Origin of the sequence: Staphylococcus capitis subsp. capitis (genome assembly GCF_040739495.1) — a bacterium.
Lineage (GTDB): Bacteria > Bacillota > Bacilli > Staphylococcales > Staphylococcaceae > Staphylococcus > Staphylococcus capitis.
This window is the reverse complement of record NZ_CP145263.1, coordinates 2,149,504-2,162,286: the sequence shown is the minus strand read 5'-3', so window position 1 is coordinate 2,162,286 and position 12,783 is coordinate 2,149,504. Positions and strand designations below refer to the sequence as shown.

The following is a 12,783-nucleotide window of genomic DNA, read 5'->3' as shown; positions in this document are numbered from 1 at the left end:
GATTTTTGTAGTAACTAAAATTATAAATATTTTAGAGGTGATACGATGATTGAGGCCTATAAGTTATTCTGGCTGAATTTCTTTAAACTAAAAGGTCGCAGTAGAAGACGCGATTTTTGGTGGCCGATGTTAATTAACATAATACTTTCGAGTATTCTAGGCCTTATGATTTTTGGGGTTACACGCATAATTCCATATAGTGATGTTGTTTATAATATAGTCGCAACTATCATCAATGTAGTTATCCTTATTGGTACGTTTACAGTTTCAATTAGACGCTTCCATGACATAGGTAAAACAATGATCATACCATGTATTTTCTTTGTTATTAGTTTATATGGATGCTATGTTGAGTTAATGTATGACAATGGTACTGCAAACTCATCTTTTGAAATACATAATCAAGTTTTAAATATTATATTAGGTATTATCGCGATACTGTTTACTTTAATAGTAATAGTAATTAGTATTATGAGCCTGGTGTATTGCGTCAAAGATAGCCAAAAAGGTACAAACAAATACGGCCCGAATCCAAAAGAACAATAATTAGTTAAAAGTCTTAATTAATGGAGGTTAATTATGATTAAAGCGTATAAGCTATTTTGGCAAAATTATTTTAAACTAGAAGGTCGCTCTAGAAGACGTGATTTTTGGTGGCCCTTTTTCATCAATGCTATTATTGAAGTTATAGTCTTAAATGGCACAAAATTTTTAGAAAATTCTATGGTTCACGGTCATATTATTTCATCAATTATTTATCAAGTCATTTCACTCATTCTATGTATTGGAACATTTTCATTATCTGTAAGAAGATTTCATGATATCGGAATGACTAAGAAATTCCCAGTGTTTTATTTAATTTTGACCTTACTACCTTATTTAAAAAATGTGATAGAACTTGTTATAAACCATACACATCTAGATCATAATCACGTATTTGTGATGATTTTAAGTGGTTTATTCATCACTTACTATATCATCTCCATCATCGCTGCACTTGTAGCTTTAGCATATTGTGTAGCTGATAGTGAAGATGGTTCCAATAAATATGGACCGAATCCTAAACCTATTTATGAATAATATGAAATTGAGTATCTTCGTCAAAAAGGCTAAGATACTATTTTTTTGAAAATGTTTAATTAAAACATTATTCAAATAAAAATAATCATTTAAAATTTCAAAATTCTAATGAAATTTTTGTCGATTTTGATATGATTATAACGAAGCGAAGAATGTATATTACTGAATAAGAAGGGAATGCTCATTAAATGAGAAATAAACTATGGATGGTTATTCTCGTGCTTGCTTTATCATTAGCAGCATGTAGTCAAGGCTCAAATCAATCATCAGATAGCAATTCAACATCGAAAAAAGGGAATAATAAAGTAAAATACCATAGAATTGTTTCTCTAATGCCAAGTAATACTGAAATATTATATCGACTTGGTTTAGGGAATAACATTGTTGGTGTATCAACGGTTGATGATTACCCTAAAGATGTTAAAAAAGGTAAAAAACAATTTGATGCGATGAACTTGAATAAAGAAAAATTACTCAAAGCTAAACCAGATCTGATTTTAGCACATGAGTCCCAAAAAAGTTCTTCAGGAAAAGTATTAAACTCACTTAAAAAAGATGGGGTTAAAGTTGTTTATGTTAAAGACGCCCAATCAATTAATGAAACATATGACACCTTCAAAACTATCGGTAAAATTACAGGACGTGAGCATCAAGCTCAAGATTTAGTAGATGAAACGAAAAAGAACGTTGATAAAGTAGTTAATTCTGTTCCTAAACATCATAAAAAGCAAAGTATATTTATGGAAGTTTCATCTAAACCAGATATTTATACAGCAGGTAAAGGCACATTCTTCGATGATATGTTAAATCAACTAGACGCGAAGAATAACTTCTCAGATATAAATGGTTGGAAATCAGTCAGTAAAGAGAGCATCATTAAGCATAATCCAGATATATTAATTTCTACTGAAGGTAAATCAAAATCTGATTATATTAAAATGATTAAAAAACGTGGTGGCTTCGATAAAATTAATGCTGTTAAAAATACACGAATTGAATCAGTTAATGGAGACGAGATTTCTCGACCAGGTCCTCGAATTGATGAAGGCCTAAAAGAATTAAGGGATGTAATTTATAAAAAATAATAGCTCAAAAAGTCAGTGGCCTTTCAGACACTGACTTTTTTAATATGATTTTGATACTATAAGTATAAAGAAAAATGAGAAAAGAGATTATGATGAAAAGAATTCGAAGTATAGTCATATGGTTAATCATTCTATTAATTAGTGTTTTAGTCAGTTTATGGTGGGACTTAGGAAGCCTTAATGATGCATTTAATCAAACTATTTTATTAAAGATAAGACTTCCTAGAGTTCTTGAAGCTATGCTTACTGGTGCGACACTCACTATAGCTGGGCATATGTTTCAAACCATTTTGAATAATCCATTAGCTGATAGTTTTACACTAGGCTTAGCAAGTGGTGCTTCTTTAGGCTCCGGACTTGCACTATTTCTCGGGTTAAGTTTTCTATGGGTGCCTTTTTTCTCTATAGCATTCAGTTTGATTACACTTGTACTCGTACTTGGCCTAACAGTGATATTGTCACGTGGTTATCCTATACGTGTGCTCATCATATTAGGTTTAATGATTGGTGCCTTATTCAATGCACTTCTGTATATGTTAGTTTTAATTAATCCACGGAAAATGAATTCAATAGCTAATTACTTGTTCGGAGGTTTTGCTTCGGCAGAGTACCACGATGTCATTATCATTGCTTTAACAATGATAGTTGCTATGGTCATTTTATTTTCAATGAAAAATGGCATTAAACTACTGCAAGTCGGTGAGTTAAAAAGCCAATCTTTAGGTCTTAATGTTCAAAATGTTATGTTCATTGTGTTGGCAGTGTCATCTATGATAACTGCAGTAGTAGTTGCATATGTAGGGATTATAGGATTTATAGGTATGATCGTACCGCAATTACTAAGACGTTTTTATTGGCAATATGAGCTAGGAACGCAGATGGTACTTAATCTTATTGTCGGTAGCACAGTTATGGTCGTGGCAGATTTTATAGGCGGAACGATGATACAACCAGTTCAAATCCCTGCAAGTATTATTATGGCATTATTAGGCGTTCCAGTTTTATTTTATATTCTTTTTACACAAACTAAGGTATTACGATAAGTGAATTCATTTGCTAAAATAGAAACTATTAAAAAGTTAAGAGGTAACTTAAAATGGATTTGAGTCATATTAGAGCAATAGTCTTTGATTTAGAAGGAACTTTGTTAGATAGAGTTAAATCACGTGAGAAATTTATTGAAGAGCAATTTGAACGTTTTCATGATTATTTCGTTCATGTTCAATTAGCCGATTTTAAGAATAAATTTATCGAGCTTGATGATGATGAAGATAATGATAAACCTGAATTGTATAAACAAATTATTAAACAATTTCATATTGATCGATTAACTTGGAAAGATTTGTTTCATGACTTTGAGATGCACTTTTACCGTTATGTCTTTCCTTATTATGATACGTTATATACCTTGGAAAAGTTATCGAGCCATGATTATAAGATTGGCGTTATCGCTAACGGGAAATCCAAAATTAAACAATTTAGATTACATTCTCTAGGTATTATGCATGTTATTAATTACCTAACGACCTCAGAAACTGTTGGATATCGCAAACCTCATCCAAAAATATTTGAGGATATGATAGAACAACTCGATGTAGAACCCAGTGAAATTATGTATGTTGGAGACGACGCACTTAACGATGTTGCGCCCGCTCGAGCAATGGGTATGGTAAGTGTATGGTATAAACAAGAGGATGCGGAATTAGAACCACTTGAAGAAGAAGTAGATTTTACAATTACTACGATAGAAGAATTGTTAACTATTCTACCTGAAAATTTTGTACCAGAAGGAGAAGAACGCAATGGCAATGGATTTATTTACTAGTAAAGATGGAACGACAATTCATTATAATACAATGGGTGAAGGCTTTCCTGTTGTACTGATTCATACAGCTTATGATAATTATTCAGTATTTAATGATGTGGCTAAGGCGTTAGCGAAATCTTTTCAAGTTGTGCTTATTGATTTAAGAGGTCATGGTTATTCTGATAAGCCAAGAAATATTGAGTTTCATGAATTTGCTGATGATGTGATAGCACTCTTAGATTATATTTATATTGACCATGCAGCGTTTGTTGGTCACGAAATGGGAGCAATAGTAGCTTCAGATATCTCTGTGAGATATGAAGACTATGTATCTTCAATAATATTAGTTAATCCGACATCTATTGAAGGAGAGCTACCCGAAGAACGATTATTCAGAAAGTATGCACACACGATTAGAAACTGGGATGATGAAAAGCAAGACAAGTTTTTAAATAAACGTAAATATTATAAACCGCGTAAAATGAATAAATTCTTAAAGCATGTTGAAGATACAAATTCAGTATCTACGAAAGAAGAAACGCAAGCTGTTGAAGATGTATTTAAAACTGTAGAAATCTCAGAGGTATTTAAACAAGTCCATGCTCCTACATTAATTATAGCTGGAGAATATGGGGAAAGAACAACAACTTTAGAAGCGAAAGAAGTCGCTGATTTAATTGATCATAGTCAGTTCAATGTCTACGCTCAATCAAGTTTATATCCTTTTGTTGAAGAACAAGAACAGTTCATTAATGAAATTACTCCATTTATTAAAGAGCATTTTTCCCATAAAAAAGAATAAAAATCACATTAATACGATTAAATTGAACTTAAAGTTGGTAAATATAACTAACATTAGTTCAATTTTTTCTTTTTATTGAAATAAAGCAATCACAAAAATATTTATTTGTAATACTTTTGTAATATTATTGTTGTTTTAGTAATATATGTAGTATAATCAAGTTAAGCACAAAATAGAGATATTGAAATAAAGGAGAGAGTGCTTATGAAAAAGCTAATGACATCATTGCTTCTTTCAGGATTAGTTTTAACAGGAGTAAGCGCTGGTCATCATGCTGAAGCAGCATCTGGTAACACAATGCAAACAGTTCAACAAATTACTCAAGGTGATCAATCATTAGAAAATGTTAAAATCGGCGATTCAATTAAAAACGTTTTAAATAAATATCAACATCCAATTTATTCATATAATCAACAAGGAACTGAACACTACTATGAGTTTAGAACACATAAAGGTGTCTTAATTGTTACAGCAGATGGTAAAAAAGATAGAGGTCATGTAACTCGTGTTTCTATGACTTACAATGAAGCTAACGGTCCATCTTATAAATCTGTTAAAAATAAATTTGGTAACAAAGCGGTTAGTCGCGTACATTATAATAGAGTAACTGGTAACTTTGGTTACATCCAAAATGGTAAAGCAAGTTATCAATTCAGTTCAAACTCACCTAAAGATAAAAATGTAAAACTTTATCGTATTGATTTATCTAAATAATAACCTAATAGCGGTATAAAATCTTTAGAATTAATTTTTAAGTATGAATCACTCTATAGTAGATATTATTAAGGAGCAGAAAGATGAAATGAAATTTTTAAAATTGACGTTTCACTTTTGCTCCTTTTACTATGTCCATTGATTTAAAGATAGTTAAAGTTTAATATGGGGGTTGAGAAATATTGCGTAGAGTATGGTAAAATTTTAAACTGAAAATTAATAGTTTAATTTATTGCTTAATTCGTATTAGCATCAAGATTGTATGTAGAAGGAGTTAATCATGCATGCGTACTAATGATAAAGTATTGCTCGAAAACATTAATGATTATTTTAGCCATAAAGGCATGTCACCAAAGCTAATAGATGATATTAAAGAAAAATTCAGATCAGATATCAAAAAATCAGAAGAAAAAGATCAAGATTATATTGAATATAGAGGTAAATCCCCAGCACAAATTATATTAACGATTCAACGTAATCTATTTGTTTTACAACTCAATCCCGTCATCTTTTTTATCACTAATTTTATACTTATTTCTTATTTATATGATAAACAGTATGTACAGTTCCAAGCGATTACTGGAATAAGTTTATTTTATTGTATTGTGATTTTCCCTATCACGATTATTCTCTATACTAGGATAGCTAGGAAAAATTATCTATATAGTAATAAATATGAGATGTGGGTAGGCATTGTGATTGCTATCATCGCTTTAATTCTTGTCATTATGCAAGGTTTTCATTTTAATTGGGCGATTATACCAATCAATATTTATGGACATCAATTTGTATTCTTTGTTGGAATCATTTTGGGTCTAATTGGTATATTCTTTAAGCGCTTAGAATTTTCAGGAATTGGTTTATTATTCTGTCAGAAGACAATAGATGCAATGATTACAAATCCTAAAATTGCACAATTTTTCTCGTTAGCAATTTGGATATTATTAGTGGTACTCATTATTTTTTATACAATTAAACTATCAGCGAGAACGAGATCGTAGATTTTCTTTAATCTTAAATTCGAAGAAGTCTTATATATAGTTGTTTAAGTTAACTATATGTAAGGCTTTTTTTATGTCTTAAAAATTCGTCAGAATAAGTTGAATGCACGTTAAAAAACTGAAGAATAAGAAGTGATTCTGTTTTAAATAATTAATTTAATTGAATCATAATTTAATTCTTCGTTCATTGAATTAAAGGCGTAACGATGATTCGAATTGGGTATAACAAATTATTAAAGGGAGGTGCCAGTATGAATAAAATTCAAACTTGCAATCAAATTGAACTTGCTTATAGTGATGAAGGAGAAGGCATCCCCATTATTTTAATTCATGGATTAGACGGTAACTCAGCTGGCTTTCAGGATTTGAAAAATGAACTCAAGCAAACACATAGAGTGATAACTTATGATGTGAGAGGACATGGTAAATCCTCACGATCAGAATCTTATGATTTAAAAGATCATGTTGAGGACTTAAGTCATTTAATGGATGCATTAAATGTGAGTTCAGCACATATTCTAGGACATGACATGGGGGGCATAATTGGAAGAGAGTTCACTGAAACATATCAGTACAGAACAATTTCACTAACAATAATCTCTGCGAAGAGGGAAGATATCACTCACGGATTCACAAAACTCATGGTTGATAATCAAGAAGAAATTGCTGGTTTTAATAAAGCAGAGGCAATGATTATTCTATTTCCTAAATTATTTAAACAACAAGACAATACGATGAAGTGGTATCAACGTCAGAAGTTATATAGTAGACCGACACCTGAAGATAGTGCAATTGCTGTTAGGGCATTATTAAATCATGTTGATATGATTAAGGACGTTCATCATAAAGTAACTGTGCCAACACTTTTAGTTAATGGTAAACATGATCTATTAATCATGGATAAAACACATTTTCGTATTGATAGTTACTTTGAAAATATTAAAAAGTACATCTTTGATGAATCAGGACATGCACCACATATAGAAGAAACAGATAAGTTTTTAGATATTTACTTAGATTTTATTAAGTTAGAGGAAAATGCATAACTTTCACTATATTTAAAATTATTTAAAATAAGTATTTAGTATTACATTTCATAAATATATATCAAAAAAGGCGATCAAAATAATATTTGGTCGCCTTTTATTATTTATGTCAGACACATTGTATTTTCAATTATATATCCCCACAAAAAGAGAGTAAGATTATGAAATCCTAAGAATCAGATTTCTATCTTACTCTCGTCAAATTTCATATTAAACTTCGTTATCGTCGTTCGCTTCAGTGATACGTTTGTTAACTCGTTTTAATAGCTCGTCAATTTTTTTACGTTGTTTAGAGTTAACTAAGATTAAAACTGTTCTTTCATCGTGTTCGTTACGTTTTTTATTGAAGTAATCCTCTTGAGATAAGTTTTTAACAGCTTTTACCACTTGAGGCTGTTTATAATTTAAGTGGTTAATAATATCTTTAAGATAATATTCTTCCTCTTTATTTTGACTAATATAAGTTAAAACAGCGAATTCTTCAAAACTGATTGAGAATTCCTTCTTAATAATACTTTTTAATCTGTCAGCATAAGTGACCATAGCTAATAATTCAAAGCAGTCATTAATTTTTGAAATAGCCATTATTGAAACCTCCCTATTTATAGCGTAAACATTAAAGACCCATATAACATGACTCAGCAAGTTTTGTATGTTATTAAATTAAGATCTATATGAATACTCTACCCGAATTTATTAATTTGTATCTATTTTTTTGAAAAAATACGAAGTGTCTGCCATAATTTAGTATTAAATAAAATTTCAAGAAATATATTTAATGCTATATTATTTAGTTAATTATAACTAAATAAAAATAAGAAGTAAACAAATAAGTGTTTATAAAACTAATTATTGTTTGTACATTATGATTGAATTAGTAAAATAGCATTTGCCTTATTCAAAAATATTACAAATATTTATAATTTTTCTAAATTTAATAAAAATAATGCTGAAAAGTAAACATTTTGAAATGTTATTTTCAACTTTTAATGACTAAAAGCGCTTACCATTTTATTAGTAGGATGCTTGATTACATTCTCATTAAGAGCTAAACCACTTGTTATAGTGATATACCCACTTTTAGAAGATTTTTGGTTCTGTTGCAAAGTTGAATTTATAGTATAATTTTAACAAAAAGGAGTCTTCTGTATGAACTATTTCAGATATAAACAATTTAACAAGGATGTTATCACTGTAGCCGTTGGCTACTATCTAAGATATGCATTGAGTTATCGTAATATATCTGAAATATTAAGGGAACGTGGTGTAAACGTTCATTATTCAACGGTCTACCGTTGGGTTCAAGAATATGCCCCAATTTTATATCAAATTTGGAAGAAGAAGCATAAAAAAGCTTATTACAAATGGCGTATTGATGAAACGTACATCAAAATAAAAGGAAAATGGAGCTATTTATATCGTGCTATTGATGCAGAGGGACATACATTAGATATTTGGTTGCGTAAGCAACGAAATAATCATTCAGCATATGCGTTTATCAAACGTCTCATTAAAAAATTTGGAAAACCTCAAAAGGTAGTTACAGATCAGGCACCTTCAACGAAGGTAGCAATGGCTAAAGTAATTAAAGCTTTTAAACTTAAACCTGACGGTCATTGTACATCGAAATATCTGAATAACCTCATTGAGCAAGATCACCGTCATATTAAAGTAAGAAAGACAAGATATCAAAGTATCAATACGGCAAAGAATACTTTAAAAGCTATTGAATGTATTTACGCTCTATATAAAAAGAACCGCAGGTCTCTTCAGATCTACGGATTTTCCCCATGCCACGAAACTAGCATCATGCTAGCAAGTTAAGCGAACACTGACATGATATATTGGTGGTTAGCTATATTTTTTACTTTGCAACAGAACCATTGTTTTTATTAAGATTTCCAACAATAGTCATAGCATCAAAACTTAATTTTGGTTCGGGGGTGTACATAGTATGTCGGTTTAACCGGCTATTAGAGTAGCCGGTTAAGGTGTAATTTGTAACTTCTTGTGATGTGCCTTGCTTTGAATGAATTTCTTGTTCTTTTTTATTCATAAAAAATCGACTCCTTAATTTAAGAAGTCGTCCACCCAAATCCCAAATATATATCTTGATGTATATCTCAATATCGTTTAATATCTAGATATACAAAATATAAAAAACAACTCAGTGTTTTTTCTTTTGGTTTTGTCGTTCACAAACTTTGGTCGGTGGGTGAGCGACTTCTTTTTATTTGTTTATTAATATAACACTATCAAAAGGCTTGGTCTATTATGACCAAGCTTTTTGGTGTTTATAAGCCTATGTCAAATTATGATAGCTCTTAATTTTTGTTGCTTTATTCCAATTGCTTTTTGGTTGGAACCAACGGAGCATAATGTGTTGTTGAGTTGGTACTTCGTTGGGATTAATCCCAACAAACCACCAACCAACTCGCTAACATAGTTAGCTAACACATAGCTCATTCCAACCAAAAATTTTCTCGGCATAAATGCGTGCTAATATTTAAATTTGTCATTCAAAGCAAATAGAAGCCATATAAGCCCTGCTAACATTAAATAAGGTATGATATATCCTAAATGCCATAAAAACGCTACAAAGCCCTCTGAGTGCTTTATTTGATATTCTAGCCCTTTATACATGTGGTCAAATCCTAAAACATTGAATAAACCACCCATGAATGTAGCGACAACACCAATAAATAATATCGCAAACAAAATACCCATTAAGCCTGTTTTGAATAACGTTGATTGCTTCTTACTCTCTTGTAGTTCTTCCGCTAATCTCCGTTCTGTGTGATACAGCTTTTCTTCGTTTTTTTGCATCGAGTCATATACTCGATTTTGTATCAGTTCAACGTTCAGCTTTTCATCGACCGCCTTTGTTAGGACATCTTCAACTTTTTCAGTCACTTTCTCTGATTGTTCAGCTTTAATACTTTGTAGCAGTGCTCTGTCGTCTTTACTCAAGTTCAAAGTCGTCTTCTCTCGATACCACTTGAGTTCGAACTTGAGTTCTTCGATGGTGTCCAATATCTCTGCTTGCGTCTTTTGGTGCTGTTCCAATTGTTCTTTCAGCGCTTTGTTTTTCATGTTTGACTGCAAACTCATTCTCCAGTGCCTCCTTTGTATAATCTTCTCCTAACGTTTTGCCACGCACCCATTTACCCCCCTCTGAGAGCTTATATGAGACGTTTTTACCTCTGACCTTTATTTCCACACCTAAATGAGTTAAATGCTCTGAGAAACTCTCTAAATCGCTTGTGCGAAGTTTCGCTTCTTCAATTTTTTCTCTGATTTCATCTTTCCAAGATGTTTTCCCTTTTTCAATCAACCCTTTTTCAGCTTGAGTGTAACGCATTGTTGCGTTGTGTTCAGGTATAGACAAACCATGTTCTCTACATACTTCATCATTTTTTTGTTTTACGAACTCTCTTTGTTTTTTATTGCTTTGATATTTTTTCCCAGTTTCTAAATCAATTGAATTAATCACAATATGATTGTGTACATGATTTGTATCTGCGTGCGTATAGACGGCTACTTGATGATTAGGTGCAATCTTTTCTGCCAATTCTAAACCCAATTGATTACATTGCTCTGGCGTTACCTCGCCAGGCTTGAACGATTGAATCACTGTATGTGCTTGAACACCATTCTCTTTGCCGTATAAAGCTCGTGTTTGCTTAAACGATGATTTTGCATAATCTATATCACAATTTAAGCCACTTTTTTCTTCTGCTCGCTTTTCTGCGTAATTGATTGCTCGACTTGCCGATTTTGTATTACCTAATTTAGTTGTCGCCATGATGATCACGTTCTTTCAATTTTTGATAAGACAGATAAAATTTAGTGCCATCAATAAAAGCTAATCCTAAAAAAATCAAACTTGGAAAAATTTGTTGTTCATGGAAAATTAAAAAACTGGCAATTGCTAAACAAACAACTAATAATACCGCACTTACAATCATTGTTCCTTTAGTGTTTTCCATATTTCATCTAACCTTTCACGTAATTCGCTGATATTACGTTCTAATGCTTCGTAGTTTGGTGCTTCATGTTGATGTTGGTTGCAATATTTCGCAATCTGATTGGCATTTGCGCCCAACATACTCAAATCTTTCGCTACAGATTGTCGCGTTGCTTGATCCAATTTGGGTGCGACCAATCGGGCGCCTTGTGCCTTTTTCTTAACGAAAGCAGGCACAGTCATATTCAAAGTTTCAGCGGATTGTTGTAACTTTGAATATTCCAATTCGCTCACACGAAAACTAATTTGTTTCGGCGCCTTACGGTTGGGTTTACGGTTTCGCCCAACAGTTTCGTCGCTAGCCACAAATGTGTTTTGTTCGCTCATTCAATCCCACCACGCTTTCTTCGAAAGTAATGACTTAATATAAATCTAGCTTACAGGGTAAGCCAGATTTTATCAAGTCATTTAGTGGTTTGGCAATCGTCGTATATTCTAGCCACTTCGTTCTGAATATACCGGCTTGCTGGGATTAATCCCAGACCCTTTATGTTTTTGCTAACGCAAAAAATGAGTGGCAAAATGCTAGCCACTCATAGTTCAAAACCAAATTCAAAATCAAAACATAAGCAACCAAAAATGTGGTTGCTATATATTCATAAATTTTACGATTGATCATACAAAAACTACTTATTTACTTTATTAAATGATTTCGAATAAAAATCAAATTTAAAATCACTTAGCGGTAATAGTCTAACAAAGACTTTTCCAACTACTTTATCTTTATCTAACAAACCTACATCTCTTCTACTATCATTACTAATTAATCGGTTATCACCTAAAACTAAGTATTTATTTTTAGGAATTTTATTTTTACCATTCGAATTTTTAAGATCCGAAACATTAAAGTTCTCAGTAAGAAATTCTGTAGTTTTTGTTTGTTTATTAGTTTTTAAATAAGGTTCTTTTATATATTTACCATTAACGTACAATTTATCTTTATAATATTTAACTTCGTCGCCAGGCTTACCTATCAATCTCTTAATATAATCTCTCTTTTTTGTAGCATGAAAAATAACCACATCTCCTCTATCTAGCTTATGAAATGGAACAGATAACTTGTTAACAATTAGCTCTTCGCCATCTTTAAAAGTAGGATACATTGAATCTCCTTTAACAGTATATCTTGAACCCACAAATGTAGTTAAAAGTATTGCTATAACAACTCCAATTAATAATGATACAACCCATTCAAAAATCGATTTTTTCATAAAATTACTC

At 31.4% G+C, this 12,783-nt stretch carries 16 protein-coding genes and 1 pseudogene; 10 read left to right on the top strand and 7 right to left on the bottom strand.

Annotation, left to right across the window (positions count from 1 at the left end):
- Nucleotides 1-45: 45 nt before the first annotated feature.
- From V6C74_RS10785 to V6C74_RS10745, 9 genes are all read left to right on the top strand, one after another.
- Complete coding sequence (locus tag V6C74_RS10785) at nt 46-546, top strand: DUF805 domain-containing protein (RefSeq protein WP_002452542.1); 501 nt, start codon at nt 46-48, stop codon at nt 544-546.
- A 33-nt stretch (nt 547-579) separates the two neighbouring features.
- A complete protein-coding gene (locus V6C74_RS10780) occupies nt 580-1,080 on the top strand; it encodes a DUF805 domain-containing protein (protein WP_002452543.1) in 501 nt (166 codons plus the stop codon).
- A 188-nt stretch (nt 1,081-1,268) separates the two neighbouring features.
- Entirely contained in the window at nt 1,269-2,165 is an 897-nt protein-coding gene (locus V6C74_RS10775; protein ID WP_016898713.1) for an ABC transporter substrate-binding protein, read from the top strand.
- Nucleotides 2,166-2,257: 92 nt separating this feature from the next.
- Nucleotides 2,258-3,208, top strand: coding sequence for an iron ABC transporter permease (locus V6C74_RS10770; protein ID WP_029625764.1), 951 nt, complete (start codon nt 2,258-2,260; stop codon nt 3,206-3,208).
- 53 nt (nt 3,209-3,261) lie between these two features.
- Complete coding sequence (locus V6C74_RS10765) at nt 3,262-3,990, top strand: HAD family hydrolase (RefSeq protein WP_016898711.1); 729 nt, start codon at nt 3,262-3,264, stop codon at nt 3,988-3,990.
- Nucleotides 3,968-4,774: an alpha/beta hydrolase gene (locus V6C74_RS10760; RefSeq protein WP_002452547.1), complete on the top strand. Its 807-nt coding sequence runs from the start codon at nt 3,968-3,970 to the stop codon at nt 4,772-4,774. Before V6C74_RS10765 ends, V6C74_RS10760 begins: the two co-directional genes overlap by 23 nt.
- Nucleotides 4,775-4,978: 204 nt before the next feature.
- Nucleotides 4,979-5,488 carry a hypothetical protein gene (locus V6C74_RS10755; protein ID WP_016898710.1) on the top strand — a complete coding sequence of 170 codons (510 nt, stop codon included), beginning with the start codon at nt 4,979-4,981 and terminating at the stop codon, nt 5,486-5,488.
- A gap of 284 nt (nt 5,489-5,772) precedes the next feature.
- Nucleotides 5,773-6,489 carry a hypothetical protein gene (locus V6C74_RS10750; protein WP_016898709.1) on the top strand — a complete coding sequence of 239 codons (717 nt, stop codon included), beginning with the start codon at nt 5,773-5,775 and terminating at the stop codon, nt 6,487-6,489.
- 251 nt (nt 6,490-6,740) lie between these two features.
- On the top strand, nt 6,741-7,535 hold the full coding sequence (locus V6C74_RS10745) for an alpha/beta hydrolase (RefSeq protein WP_016898708.1): 795 nt from the start codon (nt 6,741-6,743) through the stop codon (nt 7,533-7,535).
- Nucleotides 7,536-7,745: 210 nt separating this feature from the next.
- Here V6C74_RS10745 and sarA read toward each other — a convergent pair whose 3' ends face one another.
- Entirely contained in the window at nt 7,746-8,120 is a 375-nt protein-coding gene (gene sarA / locus V6C74_RS10740; RefSeq protein ID WP_002433479.1) for a global transcriptional regulator SarA, read from the bottom strand.
- Between the two features lie 564 nt (nt 8,121-8,684).
- Here sarA and V6C74_RS10735 point away from each other — a divergent pair.
- Nucleotides 8,685-9,359, top strand: coding sequence for an IS6 family transposase (locus tag V6C74_RS10735; protein ID WP_143978107.1), 675 nt, complete (start codon nt 8,685-8,687; stop codon nt 9,357-9,359).
- 58 nt (nt 9,360-9,417) lie between these two features.
- Here the strand turns inward: V6C74_RS10735 and V6C74_RS10730 are convergent.
- From V6C74_RS10730 to lepB, 6 genes and pseudogenes are all read right to left on the bottom strand, one after another.
- Nucleotides 9,418-9,591 (bottom strand): annotated as a pseudogene (locus tag V6C74_RS10730) (replication initiation protein); the annotation flags it as partial.
- Nucleotides 9,592-10,034: 443 nt separating this feature from the next.
- A complete protein-coding gene (locus V6C74_RS10725) occupies nt 10,035-10,511 on the bottom strand; it encodes a DUF334 domain-containing protein (RefSeq protein ID WP_064262646.1) in 477 nt (158 codons plus the stop codon).
- Nucleotides 10,498-11,340: a relaxase/mobilization nuclease domain-containing protein gene (locus tag V6C74_RS10720; protein WP_016898878.1), complete on the bottom strand. Its 843-nt coding sequence runs from the start codon at nt 11,338-11,340 to the stop codon at nt 10,498-10,500. The genes V6C74_RS10725 and V6C74_RS10720 overlap by 14 nt, the downstream gene beginning before the upstream one ends.
- The gene (locus tag V6C74_RS10715; protein ID WP_002485398.1) at nt 11,327-11,524 is read right to left on the bottom strand and encodes a hypothetical protein; all 198 of its coding nucleotides are present in this window, start codon (nt 11,522-11,524) and stop codon (nt 11,327-11,329) included. The genes V6C74_RS10720 and V6C74_RS10715 overlap by 14 nt, the downstream gene beginning before the upstream one ends.
- The gene (mobC, locus tag V6C74_RS10710) at nt 11,500-11,889 is read right to left on the bottom strand and encodes a plasmid mobilization relaxosome protein MobC (RefSeq protein WP_016898877.1); all 390 of its coding nucleotides are present in this window, start codon (nt 11,887-11,889) and stop codon (nt 11,500-11,502) included. The genes V6C74_RS10715 and mobC overlap by 25 nt, the downstream gene beginning before the upstream one ends.
- A gap of 299 nt (nt 11,890-12,188) precedes the next feature.
- On the bottom strand, nt 12,189-12,773 hold the full coding sequence (lepB, locus tag V6C74_RS10705; protein WP_016898876.1) for a signal peptidase I: 585 nt from the start codon (nt 12,771-12,773) through the stop codon (nt 12,189-12,191).
- Between the last annotated feature and the right edge of the window lie 10 nt (nt 12,774-12,783).

Coding starts and splice junctions, on each gene's coding strand:
- V6C74_RS10780 (WP_002452543.1), top strand. CDS start 580: ATGATTAAAGCGTATAAGCTATTTTGGCAAAATTATTTTAAACTAGAA.
- V6C74_RS10750 (WP_016898709.1), top strand. CDS start 5,773: ATGCGTACTAATGATAAAGTATTGCTCGAAAACATTAATGATTATTTT.
- V6C74_RS10770 (WP_029625764.1), top strand. CDS start 2,258: ATGAAAAGAATTCGAAGTATAGTCATATGGTTAATCATTCTATTAATT.
- V6C74_RS10715 (WP_002485398.1), bottom strand. CDS start 11,524: ATGGAAAACACTAAAGGAACAATGATTGTAAGTGCGGTATTATTAGTT.
- V6C74_RS10760 (WP_002452547.1), top strand. CDS start 3,968: ATGGCAATGGATTTATTTACTAGTAAAGATGGAACGACAATTCATTAT.
- sarA (WP_002433479.1), bottom strand. CDS start 8,120: ATGGCTATTTCAAAAATTAATGACTGCTTTGAATTATTAGCTATGGTC.
- mobC (WP_016898877.1), bottom strand. CDS start 11,889: ATGAGCGAACAAAACACATTTGTGGCTAGCGACGAAACTGTTGGGCGA.
- V6C74_RS10755 (WP_016898710.1), top strand. CDS start 4,979: ATGAAAAAGCTAATGACATCATTGCTTCTTTCAGGATTAGTTTTAACA.
- V6C74_RS10735 (WP_143978107.1), top strand. CDS start 8,685: ATGAACTATTTCAGATATAAACAATTTAACAAGGATGTTATCACTGTA.
- V6C74_RS10785 (WP_002452542.1), top strand. CDS start 46: ATGATTGAGGCCTATAAGTTATTCTGGCTGAATTTCTTTAAACTAAAA.
- V6C74_RS10745 (WP_016898708.1), top strand. CDS start 6,741: ATGAATAAAATTCAAACTTGCAATCAAATTGAACTTGCTTATAGTGAT.
- V6C74_RS10765 (WP_016898711.1), top strand. CDS start 3,262: ATGGATTTGAGTCATATTAGAGCAATAGTCTTTGATTTAGAAGGAACT.
- V6C74_RS10775 (WP_016898713.1), top strand. CDS start 1,269: ATGAGAAATAAACTATGGATGGTTATTCTCGTGCTTGCTTTATCATTA.
- lepB (WP_016898876.1), bottom strand. CDS start 12,773: ATGAAAAAATCGATTTTTGAATGGGTTGTATCATTATTAATTGGAGTT.
- V6C74_RS10720 (WP_016898878.1), bottom strand. CDS start 11,340: ATGGCGACAACTAAATTAGGTAATACAAAATCGGCAAGTCGAGCAATC.